23 protein-coding genes and 1 other annotated feature are annotated in these 22,759 nt (G+C 57.7%); of the genes, 4 read left to right on the top strand and 19 right to left on the bottom strand.

The window, feature by feature from the left end:
* Positions 1-64: 64 nt before the first annotated feature.
* The 3 genes from PKO02S_RS03840 to PKO02S_RS03830 form a co-directional block, all read right to left on the bottom strand.
* Positions 65-1,390, bottom strand: a complete 1,326-nt coding sequence (locus tag PKO02S_RS03840; protein ID WP_127579772.1) for a zf-HC2 domain-containing protein — start codon at positions 1,388-1,390, stop codon at positions 65-67.
* A complete protein-coding gene (locus PKO02S_RS03835; protein ID WP_127579771.1) occupies positions 1,387-1,935 on the bottom strand; it encodes an RNA polymerase sigma factor in 549 nt (182 codons plus the stop codon). Before PKO02S_RS03835 ends, PKO02S_RS03840 begins: the two co-directional genes overlap by 4 nt.
* A 185-nt stretch (positions 1,936-2,120) precedes the next feature.
* Positions 2,121-2,924: a lipid II flippase Amj family protein gene (locus PKO02S_RS03830; protein ID WP_246066818.1), complete on the bottom strand. Its 804-nt coding sequence runs from the start codon at positions 2,922-2,924 to the stop codon at positions 2,121-2,123.
* A gap of 169 nt (positions 2,925-3,093) precedes the next feature.
* On the opposite strand from PKO02S_RS03830, the gene PKO02S_RS03825 reads away from it, so the two are divergent.
* Positions 3,094-3,279 carry a cupin domain-containing protein gene (locus PKO02S_RS03825; protein WP_127579769.1) on the top strand — a complete coding sequence of 62 codons (186 nt, stop codon included), beginning with the start codon at positions 3,094-3,096 and terminating at the stop codon, positions 3,277-3,279.
* A gap of 236 nt (positions 3,280-3,515) precedes the next feature.
* Positions 3,516-3,755 carry a hypothetical protein gene (locus PKO02S_RS03820; RefSeq protein ID WP_127579768.1) on the top strand — a complete coding sequence of 80 codons (240 nt, stop codon included), beginning with the start codon at positions 3,516-3,518 and terminating at the stop codon, positions 3,753-3,755.
* 17 nt (positions 3,756-3,772) lie between these two features.
* Here PKO02S_RS03820 and PKO02S_RS03815 read toward each other — a convergent pair whose 3' ends face one another.
* The 3 genes from PKO02S_RS03815 to PKO02S_RS03805 all read right to left on the bottom strand — a co-directional run bounded on the left by PKO02S_RS03815 (position 3,773) and on the right by PKO02S_RS03805 (position 7,463).
* Positions 3,773-6,295 (bottom strand): DNA internalization-related competence protein ComEC/Rec2, encoded by a 2,523-nt coding sequence (locus PKO02S_RS03815; protein ID WP_127579767.1) that lies wholly within the window; start codon positions 6,293-6,295, stop codon positions 3,773-3,775.
* 112 nt (positions 6,296-6,407) lie between these two features.
* Positions 6,408-6,953, bottom strand: a complete 546-nt coding sequence (locus tag PKO02S_RS03810; RefSeq protein WP_127579766.1) for a deoxycytidylate deaminase — start codon at positions 6,951-6,953, stop codon at positions 6,408-6,410.
* Between the two features lie 75 nt (positions 6,954-7,028).
* Positions 7,029-7,463 (bottom strand): ComEA family DNA-binding protein, encoded by a 435-nt coding sequence (locus PKO02S_RS03805; RefSeq protein ID WP_127579765.1) that lies wholly within the window; start codon positions 7,461-7,463, stop codon positions 7,029-7,031.
* Between the two features lie 135 nt (positions 7,464-7,598).
* Between PKO02S_RS03805 and comER the strand changes: the two genes are divergently transcribed.
* Positions 7,599-8,432: a late competence protein ComER gene (gene comER / locus PKO02S_RS03800; protein ID WP_127579764.1), complete on the top strand. Its 834-nt coding sequence runs from the start codon at positions 7,599-7,601 to the stop codon at positions 8,430-8,432.
* 107 nt (positions 8,433-8,539) lie between these two features.
* On the opposite strand, the gene leuS is transcribed toward comER, so the two are convergent.
* Complete coding sequence (gene leuS, locus PKO02S_RS03795; protein WP_127579763.1) at positions 8,540-11,002, bottom strand: leucine--tRNA ligase; 2,463 nt, start codon at positions 11,000-11,002, stop codon at positions 8,540-8,542.
* 61 nt (positions 11,003-11,063) lie between these two features.
* Positions 11,064-11,306: a binding site (T-box leader), on the bottom strand.
* Between the two features lie 144 nt (positions 11,307-11,450).
* Here leuS and nikR point away from each other — a divergent pair.
* Positions 11,451-12,053 (top strand): nickel-responsive transcriptional regulator NikR, encoded by a 603-nt coding sequence (gene nikR / locus PKO02S_RS03790; RefSeq protein WP_127579762.1) that lies wholly within the window; start codon positions 11,451-11,453, stop codon positions 12,051-12,053.
* Between the two features lie 108 nt (positions 12,054-12,161).
* Here nikR and PKO02S_RS03785 read toward each other — a convergent pair whose 3' ends face one another.
* The 12 genes from PKO02S_RS03785 to PKO02S_RS03730 all read right to left on the bottom strand — a co-directional run bounded on the left by PKO02S_RS03785 (position 12,162) and on the right by PKO02S_RS03730 (position 22,750).
* Positions 12,162-12,812, bottom strand: a complete 651-nt coding sequence (locus tag PKO02S_RS03785; protein ID WP_127579761.1) for an HD domain-containing protein — start codon at positions 12,810-12,812, stop codon at positions 12,162-12,164.
* An 18-nt stretch (positions 12,813-12,830) separates the two neighbouring features.
* Entirely contained in the window at positions 12,831-13,595 is a 765-nt protein-coding gene (locus tag PKO02S_RS03780; RefSeq protein WP_127579760.1) for a class I SAM-dependent DNA methyltransferase, read from the bottom strand.
* A 14-nt stretch (positions 13,596-13,609) separates the two neighbouring features.
* Entirely contained in the window at positions 13,610-14,566 is a 957-nt protein-coding gene (locus PKO02S_RS03775; RefSeq protein WP_127579759.1) for a CvfB family protein, read from the bottom strand.
* Positions 14,563-14,910 carry a ribosome silencing factor gene (gene rsfS / locus PKO02S_RS03770; RefSeq protein WP_127579758.1) on the bottom strand — a complete coding sequence of 116 codons (348 nt, stop codon included), beginning with the start codon at positions 14,908-14,910 and terminating at the stop codon, positions 14,563-14,565. The genes PKO02S_RS03775 and rsfS overlap by 4 nt, the downstream gene beginning before the upstream one ends.
* Positions 14,911-14,914: 4 nt before the next feature.
* Positions 14,915-15,508 (bottom strand): bis(5'-nucleosyl)-tetraphosphatase (symmetrical) YqeK, encoded by a 594-nt coding sequence (gene yqeK / locus PKO02S_RS03765; protein WP_127579757.1) that lies wholly within the window; start codon positions 15,506-15,508, stop codon positions 14,915-14,917.
* A complete protein-coding gene (locus PKO02S_RS03760; RefSeq protein WP_127579756.1) occupies positions 15,498-16,085 on the bottom strand; it encodes a nicotinate-nucleotide adenylyltransferase in 588 nt (195 codons plus the stop codon). The genes yqeK and PKO02S_RS03760 overlap by 11 nt, the downstream gene beginning before the upstream one ends.
* A gap of 41 nt (positions 16,086-16,126) precedes the next feature.
* Entirely contained in the window at positions 16,127-16,417 is a 291-nt protein-coding gene (gene yhbY / locus PKO02S_RS03755) for a ribosome assembly RNA-binding protein YhbY (RefSeq protein ID WP_127579755.1), read from the bottom strand.
* A 52-nt stretch (positions 16,418-16,469) separates the two neighbouring features.
* Complete coding sequence (gene aroE / locus PKO02S_RS03750; protein WP_127579754.1) at positions 16,470-17,351, bottom strand: shikimate dehydrogenase; 882 nt, start codon at positions 17,349-17,351, stop codon at positions 16,470-16,472.
* A 19-nt stretch (positions 17,352-17,370) separates the two neighbouring features.
* On the bottom strand, positions 17,371-18,504 hold the full coding sequence (gene yqeH / locus PKO02S_RS03745) for a ribosome biogenesis GTPase YqeH (protein WP_127579753.1): 1,134 nt from the start codon (positions 18,502-18,504) through the stop codon (positions 17,371-17,373).
* Between the two features lie 150 nt (positions 18,505-18,654).
* Complete coding sequence (locus tag PKO02S_RS03740; protein WP_174819874.1) at positions 18,655-19,173, bottom strand: YqeG family HAD IIIA-type phosphatase; 519 nt, start codon at positions 19,171-19,173, stop codon at positions 18,655-18,657.
* A 139-nt stretch (positions 19,174-19,312) separates the two neighbouring features.
* A complete protein-coding gene (locus PKO02S_RS03735) occupies positions 19,313-21,526 on the bottom strand; it encodes a DUF4129 domain-containing transglutaminase family protein (RefSeq protein ID WP_127579752.1) in 2,214 nt (737 codons plus the stop codon).
* A complete protein-coding gene (locus PKO02S_RS03730) occupies positions 21,527-22,750 on the bottom strand; it encodes a DUF58 domain-containing protein (RefSeq protein ID WP_127579751.1) in 1,224 nt (407 codons plus the stop codon).
* Positions 22,751-22,759: the final 9 nt, after the last annotated feature.

Raw genomic sequence — 22,759 nt, 5'->3', positions numbered from 1 at the left:
TTCGTATCTTGTTACAATACAATACGTGCCGCCCGGTAATATGTGCATTGGCGCAGTTACTTTTTTATCGAACTTCCAGCCTTTCTTGGACGGGCATTAATTCGATGGAGTAAACCAGAATGCTTCCATCCGCCCGCGTAACCGAATAACTGAACCGCTCCGCAGACGTCCAGCTGTTCAAGTGGATGGAATCGGTCGGCTCCCATATGCGCGCCGATACGAACAATGCCGCTTTCTCGTCGCCCGCCTTCACAACCTTCACCTGGCGCGACGCCGGGTCGTAGACGGCTATGCGCGATGCATCCGGAGACTGCAGGCGGGTGACCGGCACTCTCGGACCAATGCCCGCGATGCCCATCGAAGCATCGGGCGGCAAAGCAGGCATCATGCCGGCGGCCGTACCGGCGCTGTTCGAATCGGTAGCGCCCCCTTCTGTCGAACCGGGACTGCTCTTATTGATGCTGCCGGACAGCTCCGCACTGCCTGCACCTCCGCCTTGAGCGGTCGATTTGTCCCCGCTCGCAATGCGGTCGCCAGGCGAAGCGTAGGTATCCGTCACTTCATTCCCGATTCCGCTGGTGTTCGACGTCTCCGGATTAGGTGGGGGCGTCCCATGCTGATCCCGCACATCGGAAATCGAGACGGCCTCGCCGCCTTTTGGCTGCGATTGCCCCGCATCCCCGAGATTAGCGCCAAACAGTTGTGACTGCTTAGTGGGATCTATGGCACCCGATCCCGCTTCGTTTCCGCCGTCCTGGGCGTTCCCTTGCCGCAGATCGCCGGCTGGCGCAATCTTCTGCGTAGCGCTCGGCGACGGGGGGGCGACAGGAGAAGCCGTATTGGAAGTGACGTCTACCGATCTTTCCGCGGAGCCGTTGCTCGTTGGAGCCGCTCCACCGCTTGCCGTGGCGCCTTCCGAAGTCATTTTTTTGACCGACAGCAGAGTAGTGTCCGCCGTTTCCTTGTTCTTCATCAATCCGCCTTGATTCGTGATGAACAAGGTCAGCACGATACCTGCGGCTACGACACCGCCGATGGCGCTGAACGGAAACAGCCGCTTCCAGCGGGAAGCGCGGCGCTCGCCCCGCTGTCCGGCTGCAGGCGCAGCCGGGAACGGGTGTACGGCGGGGCCCGCATTTTTCTCGGTTTGTTCGAAGATCCGCTCTCGGTCCAGCTCCTCGAGTCGCGGCAGTATGGCATCCACTAAGCTGTAAGGAGGCGTTACTTTGGGCAGTTGCGCGAGTTCGAGAGAAAGCTGTTGGAGTCGGGTAAACATTTCCGCACAATCCGGACACCGGCTCATGTGGCTGACCAGAGCTTGGCGTTCCGAATCGCTCAGATCGTGATCCAGATCACGCTGCATCCATTCCACCGCCTCTTGACATGTCATCCCCGCACACCACCTTTCTGATAATCACGGAGTAGAGCTTGCAGTTGCTGTCTCGCCCTGAACAAATAGGATTTCACGGTATTCAAGGGCAAATCCAAGGAATCTGCAATTTCGTTATACGAAAAGTCCTGTATATATCTAAGCACAACTACCGCGCGGTGATGCTCCGGCAATTTGTCGATTGCAGCCTGAATATCTTTTGCCACATAGGTTGCCAATATCTCGTCTTCCACATCCACGGTCGACGTGAACACCATATTATGCTCCTCGATGGAGACGGTCGACTTCGTTCGACGGAACTTATCGATGCAAATATTCGTCACGATTCGCTGGACCCATGTTTTGAATAGGGCTTTTTCCTCATAGGAATTAATTTTGGTGTAGACGCGGATCAGCGCTTCCTGCGCCGCATCCTTGGCATCCTGCTCATTGCCTAGTATATAAAAGGCCGTTCGGTAAATATGGGACTCAATTTCTCGCAGTAGGGTTATAAGAGCGTCGCGATCGCCCGATTGGGCAGCTATGATCAATTCCTTCGCTACCACAAGGTTCCCCCTCTCTTGCAACATAGTAGACGGCGTCGTTAGGAAAAAGGTTGCAAATGCCGAAACAAAAAAAATGTCGCCGGACACGCTTGGGCCACGCCGCCGCGATCCGTTCGACGAATGATTGCTGACGTTTTCATTTTACCAGATTTACAGGGACGGCACTATGAAGACTTCTTCATGAATTACATAACATTGCTGCTCAACCATTTCACCCAAATGGCGGCCGGAATGAACAAAATTTGCGCCACCACCGTACCCAAAAAACGAGACAAAATGAGCATCAGCACCATATGGTTCATCTGCGAAGCCCGTTTCTTGCCGGACAGCACTTGATCGGTGAGCAAGGCTACTTTCGGATCGATCGTCAGCGCGAGCAAAATCGTGGCGATCCCGTTGATCATCCCGGAAGACAAGGTTGCGGTCGTCGCTCGATCCGGATTTAGCAAACCTGCGTATAGCGCCGACAACACACCAACCGTATAGATCGCAGTAATGCATGTGTTCAGCAGCAGCAATCGTTTGGGAACGCCGCCGATCCGGAAGCTGTGAATCAGCTTCAAGCTGGGGTGGCGAAAATAATGTTTGACCGCCCCCAGATGTTTCGCTTGCAGCGCTTCCTTGAGCAAATACGGAACGGAGCCGCTCGCTTCCAGCCGCTGAATCGCGCGAGCGAATATGGCGACAAACGTAGGCACTAGCAGCGCTCCCAGCACCGTACCGATCGAGGCGGCACCGATAATCCAGCGAAACTGATCCTTGACCCGGTCGACGAGCCCCGTTTCCATCGCCCGATCGATCAGGCTTGCAATCAGCACCATCTGCACCATATTGGCCGTCCGGGAGAAGATGACAATGATGTTGAACAGGGAGAACGCGCTGGCCAGCCGGGCTGTGCGGGTACCGGCCAACCGGGCTGCATAGGACAGCGTCTCGATGGCGTTGATGAGCAGCGTGAACAGCAAAATGACAAGCAGCTTGTCGGTCAATCGGGATGCCCCCATCCAGCTTGTACTAGGTACTAGCTTCTATTCTCTCAAGTCGGAGAATGAATTACAAGCTCAGAACCTCGTCTATATCCTTGATTAAACCTCCATTCAATCATATGATTAATAGAGTAGGTAGGCAAACTAATCACTATTCAATGGGGGATAAGTGATGAAGACGTTCTGGGGTTTTACAATGGAGGATCACTTTTACATCTCGCGAACGAAGCGAACCGTCCAAGACGACCGCTACCTGTCTACTCATTTTCACGACACCTATGAGATGTATTATTTGATCGAGGGCACGCGGACTTATTTCATCCAGGACACCAACTACGTGATGCTTCGCTCGATCTGACGCGATGCTACAACGGACTGCCGGAAGGCGCGAAAATCAAGCGCGACGTTTGGCTATCTGGCGGACAAACGGATCACGAGCCTGCCGCTGTCGTTGTACGGGATACAATCGCTTCCCTGAGACCGGGTGCGAAGCTCGATTATTATTGGCAAGGCGGAACCTTTCTGGCCTGGTCTTTATCGGACGGATGGGCACGTCTTAGCGAAGCTGGCTGCGCCTTGTGGATGGGCGTCTTCATGGAACAGCCCGTATCGGATGGACGCGCAACCCTCGAGCCGGATCCGCTCGAACCGATTCAGCTATACCGGCACGAGGGCAGCCGCGGCATGCTGACGCTCAAGCATTCGCGTCAATTGCCCATCGGCTCCGGGGTCGTATGGTGGGTTTTCTGTTTCGATCATCGCGCAGGCTGGCTGCCGCCGACCGTATCCGAGGGAGAGGACGGTCTCCTTGTCCGCTTGGCCGACCTGCCGTAGTCTTTGCAAACGGTGGATCAAGTCGGATATGGAAATTTGGTCGATACCCGGATCCCGCCTTTCGTCACAATCATCGCCACTTCTCCATGCAGATCCGTCCGCAAAGGGTCGAGCCCCGCTTTCTTGATTCTGTCCAGCACAAGAGGACTCGGATGACCGTAAACATTGTTCACACCTACCGAGATGACCGTCCGCTCGGGATGCCAATAGGCAAGCCACTCTTCGGATGTAGACGTTTTGGAGCCATGGTGGGCGATTTTCAGAACGTCAACTTCAACATCATGATCAGGTGATTGCTGCTGAATCGCCTCCAGAATCGAATGCTCCTGATCTTCTCCCATGTCACCGGTGAACAGGAATCGGGAGTCGTACATCCGCATCAAGAGTACAAGCGAAGCCCCATTCTGATCCTCCTCGACCGGGAGTTCGCTCCCAGCTTCAGGTTGCTGGTTCAGCGGATGCAGCACCGTCAGCTTTGTCCGCGCGTCCACCTGCACCTCATCACCCCATTTGCCGCCGAGCAGCTCCGTGCCCTGTCTCAGTGCCGTCTCGAACAGCTGCTTCGAGCTGGCATTTCCTTTCCAGCTATCGTTGAACAGCAGCCGACGGACCGGAATCGTCTCCAGCACCGCCTGAAGACCGCCGATATGATCGGCATCCTGATGGCTGACGACAAGGAAGTCGATTGCATGTATGCCGCGTTTTTTCAGCAACGGGACGAGCAAGTCTTTTCCGAGCTCAAACGGATCCCGCCGCTCCTTCCATTCCTCTCCGGGCTTGCGGAACGATATCGTACCCCCGCCGTCGATTAATACCGTTCTTCCTTGTGGCGTGCGGATTAGGATGGCATCCCCTTGCCCGACATCCAGGAAGCTGACCGAGCCGGATGGGCTATAGCTGCTTTTCACCGGCGAATAGGCGGCCGTCAGCAGCACAGCCATCGCCAAGCCTGCTGCCGTAACCGGCCACAGCCGGCTCCGAGCCGATTGGAGATGCCACATCCAAGTCGCATAAAGCGCTGCAAGTCCCAGGAAGTAAACGGCAACCCACCACAACGACGGCGTCGGCCAAATCGTTTGCGCAGTCAAAGAGGAAGCCCCCTTGTCGACTAACCAGAACGTCAGCCGATTCGAGCCGTCCGCTAGCCAGGCAATCCACTCACCGGCTGGCTGCCAAACCAATGCAAAGGGCAACGCGATCGACCCTAGCGGCAGCGTCACAAAGCTGATAAACGGCACGAGCAAGAAATTGGCCGCCCAAGACAGCAGCGATAAGGTGTTGAAGTAATAAATCGAAACCGGAAACGAGACAAGCTGGGCTACCGTCGTAACGGAAACTGCGGAATTCAATGCAGGGGAGCGGATCGGCAGCAGTCTGGAAAAGCGCGGCACCCCCAAGATCAGCCCGGCCGTGACGAGAAAGGAAAGCTGGAAGCTGACATCGAGCAAATAATAAGGCTCCCATAGCAGCATCAGCAGCGCAACGGCGCATAACAGATGCAGCCCATCCTTCAGAATGCCTCGCCTGGCTGCGTACAACGCCAACATCGCCATCAATCCCGCACGTACGACGGAAGGCGAACCACCTGCGAGGGCGGTGTACACGGGAACGAGCACCATGGCGGCGGTCAGCGCCCTTTCCCTGGTGAGGCCGCAAATCCGCATCAGCCCCAAGCAGCCGCCTACGAAAATAGCCACATGCAAACCCGAGATGGCCAGCACATGCGTAAGACCCAAACGGGAAAATTGCTGGAACCGGTCCGGGTTCATAAACTCCGTCACCCCGAGAACAAGGCTTTTCATATAGCCGGCTTGTTCCTCATCGAACAGCTCGTCGAATTTGGCTGCGAGAAGGCTCCTCAGTTCGTCGTTCCACCTTGACAGCCGCATCATCGGTTCCGAAAGAAATGTCGCGTTGTGTAGCGACTCGTCATTGACACCCGTATGCACAGCGGCAAGTCCCTTCGCCTGCAGCAGCCAGTGAATATGGTGGAGCGTCAAGTAGGCGCGGTAATCGAACCCGCCAAAATTGCGAGCAGGTTCCGGACGTTTGAGTGTTCCCGACAGCTCCACCCGGTCCCCGCGTCCCCAGCCCATCGCCACCGCCTGCTCTTGCTGCTCCACGAGCCGGATCGAGACTTGCAGCTTCTCGCGAGCTCCGCGCTGAAGCTGCTGCCCCTCTTCCATCGCAGCGACCGAGTCGGCCAGCAGCACGAAAGAAACTTTATCGCCATCCACCTCGACGGCAGAATCGATCCATCCTCTGACCTTAGCCTCCGTCCCGTTTGACAAGTCCGGCAGCGCCGTTGCGTTGCTCCGGTCGCAGGCCTCGTAGTAGGAGGCAGCGGCGACTGCTAACAGAAGCGGCATTAGCCAATGCCTGCCCGGCAGCTTGGCCAGTCCGGCCAGCGCGCAGCCCAGCCCCGCGAGAATCGCCGTCCTCCAGCCAAGCAAGGGGAATGCCCAGGCAAAGGCTGCCGCATACCCGACAATCCAGCATACAGCTACCAACACGATCGGCCTATTTGTAACCCTCTCCATTGTCCCCATCTCCTTCTCCTCCTCTATGACAACAAAAAAGAACCCCGCTGCCTGCATCGACCGGCAAGAGGTTCTTCCCCTGACATTCCTTTATGTTGATCTTCTATCCAATCTAGTTCGTCACTTTGGTCAAACTGCCTGCTGGCGGCTCATAGTCGGACAACGTCCGAAAAATGATGCCCTTGGTCGCCATCATCGTCGATACTTTCTCCTGATCCTTCGGATATGGGCGATGATAGACGATCTCGACAACGCCGCTGTTCGCGAGCATATTCGCACATGTCCAGCAAGGTTGGTCGGTGACGTACACTGTGGAGCCTTCGCGGTCGTCGCGATCGGTGAACAGCAGCAAATTTTGCTCGGCATGAATCGTACGGATGCAACGCTGCTTCTTGACGACAACCTCTTCGCCGTCCGCCAGCTTCACTTCAAACTCCTCAACGAGCATGCAGCCGGCTTCGGAGCAGTCAGGCATCCCCATAGGCGCTCCGTTATAGGCGGTCCCTAGCAGCTTCTTGCCTTGCACAAGCACGGCCCCTACATGCCTTCGCAAACATTGCGAGCGGGTGGAGACCATATAGGCGATATCCATAAAATAAGTATCCCAGCTTTTACGGGGCGGATGCTCGGAAGGCGATACGTGGTTGTTTTCCGGCATATCGTCCAGCCTCCCTCTTTCAACGGCTTCATAGAACTCTATTATTTTCTCATATTCATTTTCAAAAGAAAAGCTTCATTCCTCCAGCGTCACCACGGGCAAAAGAGCGGCGTACAGCTTCGGCCCGATCCCCTTCACCTCGAGCAGCTGCTCCACCCGTTGGTACGAACCGATCTGGGTGCGATAAGCTACGATCGCTTCCGCTTTCGCCGGGCCGATCCCGGGCAGCCGGTCCAACTGGGAGACAGTCGCCCGATTGAGATTGATTTTGCGTGCTGGCTGCGCGGGAACTGGGGATGCGCTTGCTCGAGGAGTCGAAGCAGCAGCACGAGGGGAAGTCGGAGCTTCATCGCCATCCTGGAACAAAGCCGCCATTGCCTCATTGCGTACAACGAGTCCATTCGATTGCACCGGATCCCGCCAAGGCTGCGCCAAGTAAAGAACGATCGCTGCACCCGCCGCCAACCATACGAAAACGATCCCCGATCTTGATTTCCAAACCCGTTTCATGTAGCTCTCCTCCGCGTTTTTGCTATTTTCCACAAATTTTGCATTCTTGCACGTACATTCGCATATAAATAGGAGAAAGGTTTGGCCGCCGGAAAGGCTAGAGCCACGGAGCGGAACGTGCAGGAGGGATTCGTGATGAAGGTAGGGTTTATCGGGACAGGCAGCATGGGGAGCATTCTCATCGAATCATGGATACATGCAGGCGCACTCCAGCCTTCGGACATCGTCGCGAGCAATCGGACGTTCGGCAAAGCGGAGGCGATCGCCGATCGGCATCCCGGACTAAGAGCGGTACGTACCAACTTGGAAGTCGCCGATAAGTGCGAGCTTATTTTTTTGTGCGTCAAACCGGCGGAATATAAAAAAGTGCTCGATGAAATCAAAAACGTCGTCCACCCCGCGCAAATCATCGTCTCCATTACCAGTCCCGTCATGATCAAACATCTGGAACACTTGCTCAATTGCAAAATCGTAAAAATCATCCCGAGCATTACCAATTATGTCCTGAGCGGCGCACTGCTGTGCATATACGGGAAATCTGTGGATTGCGACGACAAGGAACGGCTGATGAGGCTGTTCTCCACAATTAGTACGCCGGTTGAAGTTTCCGAGGACCATACGCGCATATGCTCCGATTTGTCGAGCTGCGGTCCGGCTTTCGTAGCGTTTTTCCTGCAGAGGCTGATCGACGCGGCGGTCGAAGAAACCGGCATCCCGCGCGAGGAAGCGACTCGGTTAACAAGCGAAATGCTGCTCGGAACGGGCAAGCTTCTGACCGAAGGCGGCTTCACCCCGGAGACGCTGCGCGAACGCGTATCGGTACCTGGCGGCATTACCGCGGCGGGTCTGCAGCTCATGGCCACCGAGCTCGACGGGATGTTCAATCGGTTGATCGGCATCACCCATGCCAAGTACCACGAGGATGTCGAGAAAGTGGAAAATTTGTTTTACGGCAAAATTATGGAATAACATCGGCTGAGCAACGCCGGGAAAAGGAAAGCTTACTTGCTTCGCGGCAGGATGATCTCTCTGACGCGGAACAAGTAAGCTTTTTTGTGTGGACTGGTACGGAGGGATTAACCTACGACCAAATTCACGATTTTGCCCTTGACGGCAATGGTCTTGCGGATCGATTTGCCCGCAATCGCCTCTTGAACTTTCTCTTGGCCGAGCGCGATTTGCTGCATCGCGGCTTCGTCCGTATCGTTCGCGATGAGGATCCGGTCTACGATTTTGCCGTTCACTTGCACGACGATCTCGATCTCGCTATCCACGGTGAGCGCTTCGTCATGAATCGGCCAAGGCACGTAGCTGATCGAGCCGACGCCCCCGAGACGCTCCCAGAGCTCTTCGGCCAAGTGCGGCGCGATCGGCGACAGCATCTGAGCGAACTGCTTCATCGCTGCGAGCGGCAGGCGTTCGGTTTTGTACGCCTCGTTCACGAAGATCATCAATTGGCTGATCGCCGTATTGAAGCGCAACGCCTCCAAGTCCTCGGTGATCTTCTTGATCGATTTGTGCCATGTGCGGCTGAACTCTTTGGACGTCTCCGAGGAGTCTGCAATCTTGGGATTGAGCGCGCCGTCGTCGGTTACGATCATCCGCCATACACGGCTCAAGAACCGGAACGAGCCTTCCACCCCGTTCGTATTCCAAGGCTTCGTCGCTTCGAGCGGTCCCATGAACATCTCGTACACGCGTAAAGTGTCGGCGCCGAACTCGTTCACGATATCGTCCGGGTTGACGACGTTGCCGCGGGATTTGCTCATCTTCTCCATGTTCTCGCCCAAGATCATGCCTTGGTTGACGAGCTTGTAGAACGGCTCCTTCGTGTTCACGACGCCGATGTCGTAAAGCACCTTGTGCCAGAAGCGGGCATACAGCAAGTGGAGCACGGCGTGCTCGGCGCCGCCGATGTACAAGTCGACCGGCAGCCATTCCTTCTGCAGCTCCGGCGAGCAAAGCGCCTCGTCGTTGTGCGGGTCGATGAACCGCAAGTAATACCAGCAGCTGCCCGCCCATTGCGGCATCGTGTTCGTCTCGCGGCGCGCCGGCCTGCCAGTCTCGGGATCGACCGTATTCACCCACTCGGTCACGTTCGCGAGCGGCGATTCGCCGGTGCCCGACGGACGGATCTCGTCGACCTCCGGCAGCAACAGCGGCAACTGATCGTCCGGTACCGGCTTCATCGTGCCATCCTCCAGATGGAGAATTGGAATCGGCTCGCCCCAGTAGCGCTGGCGGCTGAACAGCCAGTCTCTTAAGCGATAGGTTACCTTGCCCTGTCCCTTGCCGTTCGACTCGAGCCACTCGGTCATCGTGGCGATCGCGGCTTCATTGGTCAAACCGTCCAGCAAGCCGGAATTGACGTGGACGCCGTCGCCCGCGAATGCTTCCTTCGCCACATCGCCGCCGCTGACGACTTCGATGATCGACAAGTCGAATTGCTTGGCGAACTCCCAGTCGCGCTGGTCGTGGCCCGGCACCGCCATGATAGCGCCTGTCCCGTAGCCCGCGAGCACGTAATCGGCGATCCAGATCGGCACCTTCGCGCCATTGACCGGATTGACCGCATATGCGCCGGTGAACACGCCGGATTTGTCCTTCGCGAGATCGGTGCGCTCCAGATCGCTCTTGCGCGCCGCCTTCTCTTGGTACTCCTTCACGGCTGCCGCCTGCTCCGGCGTGGAGATCTCCGCCACCAGCTCATGCTCCGGCGCGAGTACGCAATACGTGGCGCCGAACAGCGTGTCGGGCCGTGTCGTGAAGACGGTCAACTGACGGCCGGCGAACCCGTCGATGGCGAAGTTCACTTCCGCCCCCTTCGACTTGCCGATCCAGTTGCGCTGCATGTCCTTGATGCTCTCCGACCAGTCCAGCTCCTCCAGATCCTCAAGCAGCCGCTCGGCGTACTCGGTGATCTTGAGCACCCACTGGCGCATCGGCTTGCGGATGACCGGATGGCTGCCGCGCTCGCTGAGTCCGTCGATCACTTCTTCGTTGGCGAGTACCGTTCCCAGCGCCGGGCACCAGTTCACCGGCACTTCGGCCACATAGGCCAAGCCGCGGTTATACAGCTGGATGAAAATCCATTGCGTCCACTTGTAGTAGTCCGGATCGGTCGTGCTGATCTCGCGGTCCCAGTCGTACGAGAAGCCGAGCGACTTGATCTGTCTCCGGAAGTTGTCGATGTTCTTGAACGTAATGTCGCGCGGGTGTTTGCCCGTATCGAGGGCGTGCTGCTCCGCCGGCAAGCCGAAGGCGTCCCAGCCCATCGGGTGCAAGACGTTGAAACCGCGCATCCGCTTGAAGCGGGAGACGATGTCCGTCGCCGTGTAGCCTTCCGGGTGACCGACGTGAAGGCCGGCGCCCGATGGATACGGGAACATGTCGAGCGCGTAAAACTTCGGCTTGGAGGAATTCTCCTCGACCTTGAACGTCTTGTGGGCGTCCCAGTATTGCTGCCATTTCGGCTCGATCTTCTGCGGGTTGTAGCCCTGCTCTCTTTCTTGCGCTTGCTTGTTGTCCGCTTGTGTCATGCCTTCTCGACTCCTTCTACGCTCCATAGAATGCAAAAAAACCTCGCGCCGCTAGCATATCGCTAGGGACGAGAGGTTCAAATTCCCGTGGTACCACCCTAGTTGGCCATAAGCGTACTTCGCTCTCAGGCCCACTCAAGCCCCTTAACGCGGGGATACGGATTCGGTTCGTCCGGCTCGGAATGCGAGCGGGATGTTGCCGATCGGCTCCAAGGCGAGTTCGTTCGTCCATCCGCCGGCTTGCACCTGCCGCCGACTCTCTGGGGGATGGGGATGAAGTACTATTCCTTGTCACAGCCTACTATTCCATTCTAGGAAAATCTTCTTGTCATTATACAGGGGCAGGCAAACATTGTCAAGGGCGATAGGCTGCCTTTCCCCCGAGTAGGGAGTGTGCTACACTTTTGGCATAAGCAGCTATTAAATTAGGAAACGGACGGGATCCAGAATGGGCGACAAAGAGCGAGAGAAGGAAAAAGAGGAGCTGATCCGCTTCGGCGTTTCGTTCCCGGCTCCCTTGATCGAGCAGTTCGATCAGTATATATCACAACAAGGTTATACCAATCGGTCGGAGGCGATCCGCGATCTGGTTCGCAAGACGCTGCTGCAGCCTTCGGAGATGCAGGCGGAGAAGCTGGTGGCCGGTACGATCGTGATGGTGTTCGACCATCATATACGGGATTTGCCGCTGCAGCTCATGGAGCTCCAGCACGCGTACCATCACGCGATCATCTCCAACATGCACGTGCATTTGAATCACGACCAATGCCTTGAGGTCATCGCCGTGCGGGGCAAGCTCAGCCAGCTGCGGCAGCTGCATCAGAGCATTCAGGTGCAGAAGGGCGTCCATTATGCCGAGCTGTCGGTTACGTTTGTCGAGGAGCATGAAAGCGGGCACGAGCATGGGCATCATGGGCATCATGGGCACGATTCACATGAGCATCCGCAAGAGCATGGTTCGCATGAGCATGGGCATGGTTCGCACGAGCATCATCATTCGCATTCGCTTAAGCATGGCTTGGTGCAGATTCGGTCGAAGAAAACAGATTAGCTTACGGGATCACCTTATTTCCTCCAAACCTTTTCATGAGCCGCCATCTGATCGAGCGGCTGTGCAGCGCGTAATCGATTGGAGCGATGCCGCTCCCGCCGTCCTTTCCTAAACCCCGTCCCACTCCCGGACGAACCGGTCGAGGAACAGCTCCATGTACCGATGCCGCTCCTCTGCCATCCGGCGGCCTTCGGCCGTGTTCATCCGGTCCTTCAGCAGCAGCAGCTTCTCGTAGAAATGGTTCACGGCCGTCTGCTTGCCACTGCGGTACTCCTCCCGGCTCATCGCCTGTCGCGGCGGCAGCGCCGGGTCATGCATCGCATGCCCCTTGGAGCCGGCATACACGAACGTGCGCGCGATACCGATCGCGCCAAGCGCATCGAGCCGGTCGGCATCCTGCACGACCCGCCCCTCGTGCGTGCGCATCGGCGGATTGTGCCCGCCGCTGAACGACATCGTGCCGATGATCTCGAGCACATGCTCGCGAACCGCCTGATCTACAGGCTGGCCGTCCAGCCAGCTGCGCAAACGCTCTTCCCCCGCTTCCCGAGACGCGTTCAGCTTCTCGTCCGGTACATCGTGCAGCAGCGCCGCCAACGCGCAGATGAAGCGGTCCGCCCCTTCCGCCTCGGCGAGCGAAGCCGCCAATCGCGCGACACGCTCAATATGCGGCCAGTCGTGACCCGTCCGGTCGCCGCCGTGCACGTCGCGGGCGAACGTTTCGGCTGCGGCCAGCACCCGCTCTTGGTCCAACGTCATGAAATCCCCCTCGCCCGGTTATTTGATCGCTACGAAAAAAGCCCGCTCCGTCCGATCGTCGGACGGCTGCAGCTTGAAGTCGGCGTACCGGTACACCTCGCGAAATCCGCATCGATACAGCTCCGCCTCCAGAAAGTCAAGCTTGTAGGCGCGCTGAACATGAAGCTCATCAATCCGCCGATAGGCGCCATTCGCCTCGTCTCGCACGAATATCGTCAAATCATGCTCCAGCTCGCAGCGGTCCTCATCGAGGTCACAAGTCCATATATAAGAGATCGCTTCTTCTTTTAGAACGAACGGCTGCATTTGTGCATACGCTTTCAGCTGCGCCTCCGTATGCATGTCGAACAGGAACGAGCCTCCTTCGGCCAAAGCCGCATACGTACTGCGGAACGCCTCCACGATATACTCGGGCTCGGTCAAATAATTCAAGCTGTCGCAGAACGACAGCACGGAGTCGACCGGGCGCGGCAGCTCCCACTCCCGGATGTCCTGCTGGATCCAGCTTAAGGACCCGCCGGATGCGAAGGAGGAACGTTTCTTGATCTGCTCCTCCTTGTCTCTGGCTACCGCCAGCATGTCCTCGGACAGGTCGATTCCCGTTACCCGGAGTCCTGTCTGGGCCAGCGGAATGGCGATGTTGCCGGTGCCGCAAGCAAGGTCAACGACCGTCGCCGGTTTGCCGTGTTTCTCCCATATTTGGCTAGCGAAACGAAGCCACTGGGGATACGGCATGTCTTCCATCAGTTGGTCGTATGCATAGGCAAACTTCTCATAAGCCACAGTCGGCTCACCTTCTATCCTTGTTCGTTCGGCTTCTCGTGCTCCTCAGGCGCCGCTTCCGCTTCCCCCGCCTCCGGTGCCGAAGCAGCAGCGGCGTCCGCCTTGAGCGAAGTCCAACTACCCTTCTGTTCGACGCGCCCTTCCTTCATGAGCTTGCCGAGCGCACGTTTGAACGCGCCTTTGCTCATGCCGAACTTGGCCGAAACGATGTCGGCAGGCGTCTCGTCAGAATAAGGCATCGACTTGTTCGGGCGCGACTCCAGGAAGACGAGGATTTTGTCCGCATCCTCGCCTTGCCCGATATGCTTCACCTGCCGCGTGGACAAGTTCACCCTCCCGTCCTCCCGGACGAACGTCACGCGGCAGCTCACCTGCTCGCCAAGCCGCAGCGGTCGGCTTCGCTCGTTCGAGTGGATCATCCCGATCGCGCCGAAGCCGAGCACACCGCCGTCGCACATCACATACGTGGCGTCCTGCAGCGGCTTGTAGACGCGCGCATCGACCCACGTATTGCGCCACGACGCAGGCGCGGCGAAGGCGAGCGGCGCGAGCTCCTTCTCGCCGGCCAGCTTCGCGGTTAGCCGGCCGGACTTGTCGTGCGCGAGCGTTACGAATACGCGGTCGCCGCGCTGCGGGCGCAGCTCCGCCCACTCGGGCAGCTCCCGAATCGGGAGCAGCAGTTGGCGGCCGAGCCCCATCTCTAGGAAGCAGCCGTAGCGCGGGTGCAAGTCGGCCACCTCGAGCAGCGCGAGCTCGCCGAGCCGGATCAGCGGCTGCTTCATCGTCGAAGCGAGCCGGTCCTCCGTATCGTGAAACAAGAACACGTCCACCTTGTCGCCCGGCTGGACTGTCCCTACAATCTCGCTATAGTGGAGCAGCACGTCGCGCGCTCCGTCCGTCAAATAATAGCCGTTCGGAGGCACTTCCCGCGCCACTTCCAGCTTGCGTACCGTTCCCGCCAGCAACGTCATACGTTCTCAACCACTTTCGCGTCCGACCACAGACGCTCGATATTGTAATACTCCCGTTCGTCGCGATGGAACACGTGGATAACGACGTCGCCAAGGTCGACGAGCACCCAGCGGGCCGAATCGAAACCTTCGATTCCCTTGATCGGCACACCGCGCTCATGGGCCTGCTTGCGGATATCCGTCGCGATTGCCTGTACTTGCGTATCCGAGTTCCCGTGACAGATGACGTAATAATCCGCGATCAGCGAGACCCCTTTCAAGTCCAGCACGACGAGATTATGCGCCTTTTTGTCCTCGGCGGAACGGACGGCCATATTCAATACAGCTTCCGGTTTTCTGCTCATCCGGTCAACTCCTGTCTGTAATGTTGTTCGACCCGCTTCTCAGCTCGTCAACCAGCGAGTTGCGGGCAGCCAGCGTAAGCGGATATACTATTTTCCCTTTGTCCAGCAAAAATCGAATCGTCGAATCGAACCCCGCCAATAGCGACAGCTCCAGACTCGTAAGAGAAAGCTCGCGCATGCGGGCTACCTCGGGAAAATCGCGCCCCGGCTCGATATAATCGGCCAGGCACACAATCTTGTCCAGCAGCGTCATTCGCTCCCGGCCCGACGTATGCCAGCGGATCGCGTCCAGCACCGCCTCGTCGGCGATGCCGAGCTCCCTCCGCGCTACCTCGGCGGCCAGGGGTCCGTGCAACAGCTGCGGATCGTAAGCGAGCAGTTCCCCAGGCAGCCCGTACATCTGGTAAGCCTCCACCTGGCGTTCGATCGGCCAGAACTTGCAGTAATCGTGCAGCAGCGCCGCCAGATCCGCCTGCTCGGGGTCGGCGCCGTACCGCTCTGCCAGCTCGGTCGCGGATTGCCGAACTCCTTGCGTATGCATCCAGCGGCGAGCCGGCATCTGCTCCTGCGTCAGTGCGATCCAAGCGTCAAGCTTCATACAAGCCACGCTCCTTAATATAAGCATACACGTCTTCGTGCACCATATACCGGATCGACTTGTCGCTGCGGCATCGTTCGCGGATATCCGTGGATGACAGCTCCATCTGCGACATCGGCACGATCGTGACCGCTTCCCGAATGGCCGCCGGAAGCGAACTCAAGTCGACCGAGTACCCCGGCCGCTGGAGCCCGATAAATGAAATCCGCTTGATGATCTCCTCAATCCTTACCCAATGGGGCAAATATTGCACCATATCCGCCCCGACGATATAACAAAACCGCGCGTTCGGATAACGGCGGCACAATTGATCGACGGTGTCAACCGTGTAGGACGTTCCTTGCCTGCGAATCTCCAGCTCCTCCGCGCGAAACTGCGGGTGCCCGGCGATCGCCAGCTCCAGCATCGCCAGCCGCTGCTCAGCCGAAGCCTTGGGCGGGTTCGGCTTATGAGGAGGCGTGTACGACGGCATGAACCACACCTCGTCCAGTCCGGCTTCCTCCCTCGCCCGCTCCGCCGCCAGCAGATGGCCGAGATGGATCGGATCGAATGTCCCGCCCATAATTCCGATGTTCATGCTCCCCGACACTCCGATCGGCAGACGCGTCCGGCCCCGACTTACGGGAGCTCGATCTGCTTGTTGTTTTTGGATTCCTTGTACAGCACGATCGTCTTGCCGATCAGCTGCACGAGCTCGGAGCCCGACCGCTCCGCCAGCTCGGCGGCGATCTCGTGGCGGTCGTCGGTATTGTTGTTCAGCACCGACACCTTGAGCAGCTCCCGCACTTCAATCGCTTCCTCGATATGACGGATCAGATGATCGTTCACCCCGCCCTTGCCCACTTGAAAAATCGGATCCAAATGATGGGCGAGCGAACGCAAATGTCGTTTTTGTTTTCCTGTAAGCATATCTGATCATTCCATTCTTTCTAGTAGTCTGCAATTCGAGCCGTCCGTAGCGTCAAGCCCGCAGGGAAGCCTCCACGACTTCCCGCATGACCGCTACCGGCGCCTGCCGGCCGGTCCAATATTCGAAGGCGTAGACGCCTTGATAAATAAACATGCCGAGCCCATCGTGCGCATGGGCGCCTCTGGCCTTCGCCTCGCGCAGCAGCCGAGTCTCGAGCGGATTGTACACGAGATCGCTGACGGTCAGCCCCTCGTGAAACCAGGACGTGTCGATCAGCACTTCGTCTACATTCGGATGCATCCCGACCGACGTATTGTGCACGATCAGATCGACATCGCCGCGAATGGCGGCCAGATCGTCATAACCGATCGCCCGCGTATCCGTCAAACTGCCGAGCGAATCGGCCAGCTGCACGGCCTTGTCCGCCGTCCGGTTGGCGATCCACATCGTCTCCGCGCCTTCTCTCGCGAGCGCGTAAGCGACGCCTCTGGCCGCTCCGCCCGCGCCCAGCATCAGCACACGCTTCCCCTGGACGGATAAGCCGGCCTCTTCCCTGAGCGAGCGCACGTAGCCGATGCCGTCCGTATTGTAGCCGATCAGCCGTCCATCCTCATTCACAATCGTGTTGACGGCGCCGATCGCCAGGGCGTGCTCGTCGATCTCGTCGAGATAGTCCATCACTTCCACTTTATGCGGAATCGTGACGTTTACCCCGCGGAACCCCATCGCACGAATGCCTTCGACCGCCGCCTTCAACCGGCCGGGATCGACGTGGAACGCCGCATAGGCTGCGTTCAAGCCAAGCTCCCGGAAAGCCCGGTTATGCATGAGCGGCGACTTCGAATGTTTGACCGGATCGCCGAACAAGCCGTGCAGGACGGTCTGGCTGTCCAATCCTACCCCGCTCCCCGATCCAACCGCTTGCTGCTCCATCCCCATCTACTCCTCCAAGTTAAATCAGCGAATCCCGCATGACGACTTTGACGCCTCTCGGCGCGTGGATGACAAGCTCCGCGCCAGTCGTGCCGTTCACCTTGATCCAGCCCAGCCCCGAAATCAGCACATCTTTGTTTGCGCCCTTCGGGATGCGAATGGCGTGCTTCGTGAATGGCGGCAGCTTGTCCAAGTCATCCTTCCCCGGCGGGGACAGCAGCACTCCGCGATGCTCGCGGTACAGCTCGTCCGCCTTTTCCAGCTTCGTTCGGTGAATGGTGAGCGCATTCGAAGTGTAGCAGGTGAACGACTGCCGCTCTCCCTTCACAAAATCGAACCGGGCCAAGGCACCGAAAAACAACGACTGCTGTTCGTTCAATTGGAAAACGGTCGGCTTGATCGGCTTCTCCGGCAGAACGGTCTGCAGGTCTTGCTTCTCGACGAGCTCGGTCAGCCGGCTCGAGTACACGATCCCCGGCGTGTCAATGATCATCTTGCCGTCGTCCAGCGGGATGTTCACAACCCCGAGCGTTGTTCCCGGATAAGGCGAAGTCGTCAGCTCCGCCTCCAGATCGCTGTAATCGCGAATCAGCCGGTTGATGAGCGTCGACTTCCCGACGTTCGTCGCTCCTATGACCGCGATGTTGCGGTTGCCCCGCATTTCACCCAGCGCTTCAACGACGCGGTCGAAGCCGATGTTTTTGCGAGCGCTGCACAAAACGACGCGGGACGCCCAGATGCCGTTCGCCTTCGCTTGCTTCTGCACCCAATTGAGAATCCGATTCGGGTTCATCGCCTTCGGCAGCAGATCGATCTTGTTCACGACGAGCAGCACCGGCACGTTCCCCACGAACCGATGAAGCCCGCTGATCAAGCTCCCTTCGAAATCGAATAGATCCGCAATATGCACAATCAGCGCATCGGATTTTCCCAGCTGGCTCAGGATCTCCAAGAAATCCGCCGGGTTTACCGTTGCGCTGGCTATTTCGTTGTAATGTTTGATCCGGAAGCAGCGCTGGCATGTGAGCGGGTTGCGCCCCATCGCCGACGCCGGGGTATACCCGATCTTATCCGGCAATTCCGATTGCAGCTTGACGCCGCATCCCGAGCAGATCGACTGTGATACGACAGCGCGTGATGACGTTTCCTCCAACTACGGTTTCCTCCCTTTAACTACACCCTTATACAGTCAAACTATACCATATGTCTCAGGCGGTAGCAAAACAGATTGTCCGATCCGCCAATAGCAAAAGCTCTTCGTGGCTAATCTTCCGATAGCGCCGAAGAGCTTGTCCGATCTGCTTCATTCTTCCCATTTCATCATGTCGCGGCGCCGCATCCATGCGATAGCGAGCCTCTCGATCCTCCGGTTGATCCGGGTAAAAAAACCTTCGTCCGCCGGGGAAATCGGCACGACCAGAATCGTATGCAGCCCCAGCCTGTTGCCGCCGAGCACATCGGTCAGCATCTGGTCTCCGATGACGACGACCTGCTCCGGGTTCAGCTTCATCATCACGAGCGCGCGACGGAAAGCGGAATTGCCGGGTTTGCGGGCCGCCGAAATGTAGGGGAGCCGCAACGGGTCGGAAAATCGCGAGACGCGAAGCTCGTTGTTGTTGGAGACAATGACCACTTGAAACCCCATGGCCGCCAGCTTGCTGAGCCATGTCGCCAGCTCGGGAGTCGCGTTCGGCCGCTTCGCACCGACGAGCGTATTATCCAGATCCGTAATGATTCCCCGGACGCCCGTCTGCCACAGCGTATGGATATCAATGTCGTAGATCGACTTGACGCTCTTGCGGGGAATGAGTTTTCTGATCAATGAGAAAGTCACCTCGAGCTCGTTATGTATACAGCAAACTATACCACATGGCATCGACTCCTGCAAAAAGCTCGAGCAAATGAAAAGCCCCGGCAAACGGAAAATTCCCGCCTCCAGGGCTGATCAGGCACTAGCTCCGCTACATGCTTTGCCGCAGCTTCTGCACCGTTCTGGCCATAATCGACACTTCTTCTTCCGTCATATCGAGCTTGCTGTATTTCGCCTTCTCGAACAAACGAAGCAGCGCCTCCAGATCGCCTCGCAGCCACTTGTCCTTCGAGATCCACCGCTCCGTCATCTCGCGGGCGGTCTCGAACTCGTAGCGCGCGTATCCTTTTCTTCTCGCGAACCTCAGCAGCTTATCGTATTCGAGCACGACGCGCTGATTCAGATTCGGGGAGAATCGTCCGCGTTGGAGCAGCGGCAGCCAAGTTGTACGAGTCGCGATGGCCGCTAGCGCAAGCAGCAGAGCCGCTGCTATACCGCCGGATATCCAGCCGAGCGTACGGATCGGGAAGCTGCTCTCCATCACGTCCTCCGCTGTGTAATCGGTCGGCAGTGCAGGCTCCATATCGATAATCGGCTCGTTAGGAGGCGTAACGACCGGCAGCACGAACCCGGAGGTCGGCTCGAACGGGATCCATCCGAATCCGGCGAAATACACTTCCGCCCAAGAGTGAGCGTCTGAGTTCCGCACCGTGTATTCCCCGGCGCCCGTCGGATCCGGTTCCATCATTTCAACGCTCGGGATGCCTTCCAACTGCTCGGTGCTTACGCCGGACGTGTAGCCTTTGACCCATCGAGCCGGGATGCCCAGCGTACGGCTCATAACGACCATTGCCGTCGAATAGTAGTCGCAATAGCCTTCCTTGATCTCGAACAGGAACCGGTCTACGAAATCGCGGCTCTTGCCTTTGCTCAGGTCAGGCGTATTCGTGTACTTGAAGGTCGTGGACAAATACTGCTCCAGCAGCTTCACTTTGTCGTACACCGTCGCGCCGTTCTTCGTCACCTCAAGTGCGAGATCCTTCACTCGGGCCGGCACGTCGGGCAGCGACAAATATTCGTCGAACGAGCGGTTGTTCAGATCCGGCTGCACTTTGCGGAGCTCCGCCTCTTCCACGACCGGCACCTTCGAAATAATCGAATACGTCTGCGGATAGGCCTGGCGCGAAGATTCGTCCCAATGCAGCTCCTCCAGCCTCGATGCCCATTGAACCGGCGTATAATTCGTGGCCGCTCCGTTGTTGATCGTCTGGATTTTGTCGATGCTGTAGGCGCCGAACAAAACCGGGTATTTCTCTTCATTCAGCATCGTAACCGTCTGGCTTACTTCCACCGTCTTCAGGTTGGACATGTTCAGCCGGCTGTCCTGCTGCAGCTCCGTCTCCGGCACTACGGAGGATTTAGGCGTCCGACGCTCCTGATCGCTCATGACCCAGCCTTTGCCCGTATAGGATGACCGCGTTTCGCCGCGCCAGTAGCTGCGTTGCGTCGTGCTCACTGTCATGACGGGCGTAAAGTCGAACTCGAAGGAGCTGCCGAGCGAGGAGTCGTTGCGGCTGTAGCCCGACGTCGAATCGCCAGAGATGATTGAGCCGTTGCCGAAGCCTTTGTTGAAAAACGCCACCTCTTCGCCTTGCCAATTTTTCCAGATCGTATAAGGATCGCGGATAACCGCTCTAACATTCGGGGCGAGCGTGCCCAAGAATACGATAATGGAAACGAGGATCACGATCGGAACCGCTACGGTAGCCGGATTCTCCGCCAAATTCGACCAGCCGACCGGATTTTTTGTGCGCAGGTTGGCGAAATGGCGAATGATCAGCAGGAACAAGCCGCAAAGGATCGTCATGGCCGCTTGTGGCCATAGAATAACGACACTATAGGAATCCTTGATCGCGAAAAACAGCAGCGTAGCGACCATCAGGCTGAATATGCGCCACTTGGTCTGCACCCACCACCGAGCGGTCCAATAGGCGGCCCAAGCGGTCAAGCTGAACCACAAGTAAGGGAGCAGCTGGGTGCCGTTCAAGTCGATCGTACGCATCAAATTAGCCCATGAGTTGACGTTGACGTCCACATACTCGAAGCCGACTTGCATGAATAAAATGTAGACCATCAATATGAGCTGCAGGACGATTCGAACGAACGCCGGCAGCTTGGGGAACAGCTCGATGAAACCCGTTACGAGCAGCGTCAGCGACACGATCGTAATCGTCTCGGGCAGCCACAGCTGATCCTCTTTGGAAATCCACAGCACAAACTGCGATAAGTACAGCCCCACGAACACAGTCGTCAACCGGAGGCTCCAGTCCTTAATTCCGATCCAGCGAATCCAGCTTCCGTTCATTTAGCCTCGCCCCCCCAACCCTTGCGTCAGATCGTCCAGGGAAGCTACCGGATAGCCGAGATAGCCTTTGACGCTCAGCTGCTTTCTCCACCCATCCTGCACGTTCGTCGGCTGATCGGCGCTGATCCAGAGATGGCACGGGTTGATTTCGCGCTGATCGAGCCAGGACAACGCCTGGACCAGCGGCTCTCCGTACAGCGGCGAGACGATCGTGAAGAACACGCCAGCGCTAAACTCGCGATTGCGATTTTTGAGCACTTCCTGGAGCGAATACGGTCCGTCCGCCTCCACCCCGATCAGATGATTGCTGATCACCTTCTGATGACTCGCGCTGAGACGCGGCTCGAAATATTGCGATTCCTTGCCTACGGACAGCAGGCCAAGCGCCAAATCCTTGCGCGCCCCATAGTCGAGAAGGGAAGCGACGACCGAGACGGCCAGCTCGAAATGCTCTTTGTCCTTATAATGCTTCGGATTGCGGTCGAGCAGAATGACGGTTTTCGGCAGCGACTCGCGCTCGAATTCCTTGGACTTCCACGTGCCCGTCTTGGCCGTAGCGTTCCAGTGGATCCGGGACAGCCGATCTCCGTAAATGTACTCGCGCACGCCGTTGATCTGCGTCGTCTCCCGGTGCGAGCGAGTCGTCGCCGAGTGGTGGTGCAAGCCGCGGAACAGCTGATGCAGCTGCTTCCATTCGCGGATATGCACCTTGCGCGGCAGCACGCCGAACGAATGCGGCATCGACATCCTGCCCTTGGACTCGAACAGGCCGAAGATGTCTTCCGTAGAGCATTCGGTCTGGCCGAACTGATAGAAGCCCCGGCGCAGCGGAGGCGTCCGGTAAGAAATTTCGCCGCGTCGCTTCCAGTCCGGTATCAAATACGCTTCGAACCGCTGCTCCTCTCCGTCCTTGCGAACGAGCGAGTCTTTGATCGAGACATACGGAATCGGCCAGAAGCCTGGAATTTGCACTTTGATCTGCACGGCGAGCGTCGAGCCGGCTTCCAGCACGGGTTCCATGTTCGCATTGAGCAGCGTCCGCTCGCCCTGCGTCTTGGAGATGCCGCTCCAGCGGCTAAGCGCGAGGTAGAGGGACAGGATCGATACGATAATAAAGACCATAAAGGCCAGCTTCCCGCCCTGAAACAGCAAGTAGAACAGGCTGAATAGGAAGCTTAGGGCCACGCCCCAGAACCGGGGTGAAGATTTAGCAAGCAAGCTCATATCTCATCA

It is taken from the genome of Paenibacillus koleovorans NBRC 103111 (assembly GCF_004000845.1).
GTDB classification, from domain to species: domain Bacteria; phylum Bacillota; class Bacilli; order Paenibacillales; family NBRC-103111; genus Paenibacillus_AA; species Paenibacillus_AA koleovorans.
The sequence above is the reverse complement of the archived record's forward strand: the minus strand, read 5'-3'. Positions and strand labels throughout refer to the sequence as shown.

Coding starts and splice junctions, on each gene's coding strand:
- PKO02S_RS03840 (WP_127579772.1), bottom strand. CDS start 1,390: ATGACATGTCAAGAGGCGGTGGAATGGATGCAGCGTGATCTGGATCAC.
- PKO02S_RS03825 (WP_127579769.1), top strand. CDS start 3,094: ATGAAGACGTTCTGGGGTTTTACAATGGAGGATCACTTTTACATCTCG.
- PKO02S_RS03820 (WP_127579768.1), top strand. CDS start 3,516: ATGGAACAGCCCGTATCGGATGGACGCGCAACCCTCGAGCCGGATCCG.
- PKO02S_RS03815 (WP_127579767.1), bottom strand. CDS start 6,295: ATGGAGAGGGTTACAAATAGGCCGATCGTGTTGGTAGCTGTATGCTGG.
- PKO02S_RS03810 (WP_127579766.1), bottom strand. CDS start 6,953: ATGCCGGAAAACAACCACGTATCGCCTTCCGAGCATCCGCCCCGTAAA.
- PKO02S_RS03805 (WP_127579765.1), bottom strand. CDS start 7,463: ATGAAACGGGTTTGGAAATCAAGATCGGGGATCGTTTTCGTATGGTTG.
- comER (WP_127579764.1), top strand. CDS start 7,599: ATGAAGGTAGGGTTTATCGGGACAGGCAGCATGGGGAGCATTCTCATC.
- leuS (WP_127579763.1), bottom strand. CDS start 11,002: ATGACACAAGCGGACAACAAGCAAGCGCAAGAAAGAGAGCAGGGCTAC.
- nikR (WP_127579762.1), top strand. CDS start 11,451: ATGGGCGACAAAGAGCGAGAGAAGGAAAAAGAGGAGCTGATCCGCTTC.
- PKO02S_RS03785 (WP_127579761.1), bottom strand. CDS start 12,812: ATGACGTTGGACCAAGAGCGGGTGCTGGCCGCAGCCGAAACGTTCGCC.
- PKO02S_RS03775 (WP_127579759.1), bottom strand. CDS start 14,566: ATGACGTTGCTGGCGGGAACGGTACGCAAGCTGGAAGTGGCGCGGGAA.
- rsfS (WP_127579758.1), bottom strand. CDS start 14,910: ATGAGCAGAAAACCGGAAGCTGTATTGAATATGGCCGTCCGTTCCGCC.
- yqeK (WP_127579757.1), bottom strand. CDS start 15,508: ATGAAGCTTGACGCTTGGATCGCACTGACGCAGGAGCAGATGCCGGCT.
- PKO02S_RS03760 (WP_127579756.1), bottom strand. CDS start 16,085: ATGAACATCGGAATTATGGGCGGGACATTCGATCCGATCCATCTCGGC.
- yhbY (WP_127579755.1), bottom strand. CDS start 16,417: ATGCTTACAGGAAAACAAAAACGACATTTGCGTTCGCTCGCCCATCAT.
- aroE (WP_127579754.1), bottom strand. CDS start 17,351: ATGGAGCAGCAAGCGGTTGGATCGGGGAGCGGGGTAGGATTGGACAGC.
- PKO02S_RS03735 (WP_127579752.1), bottom strand. CDS start 21,526: ATGAACGGAAGCTGGATTCGCTGGATCGGAATTAAGGACTGGAGCCTC.
- PKO02S_RS03730 (WP_127579751.1), bottom strand. CDS start 22,750: ATGAGCTTGCTTGCTAAATCTTCACCCCGGTTCTGGGGCGTGGCCCTA.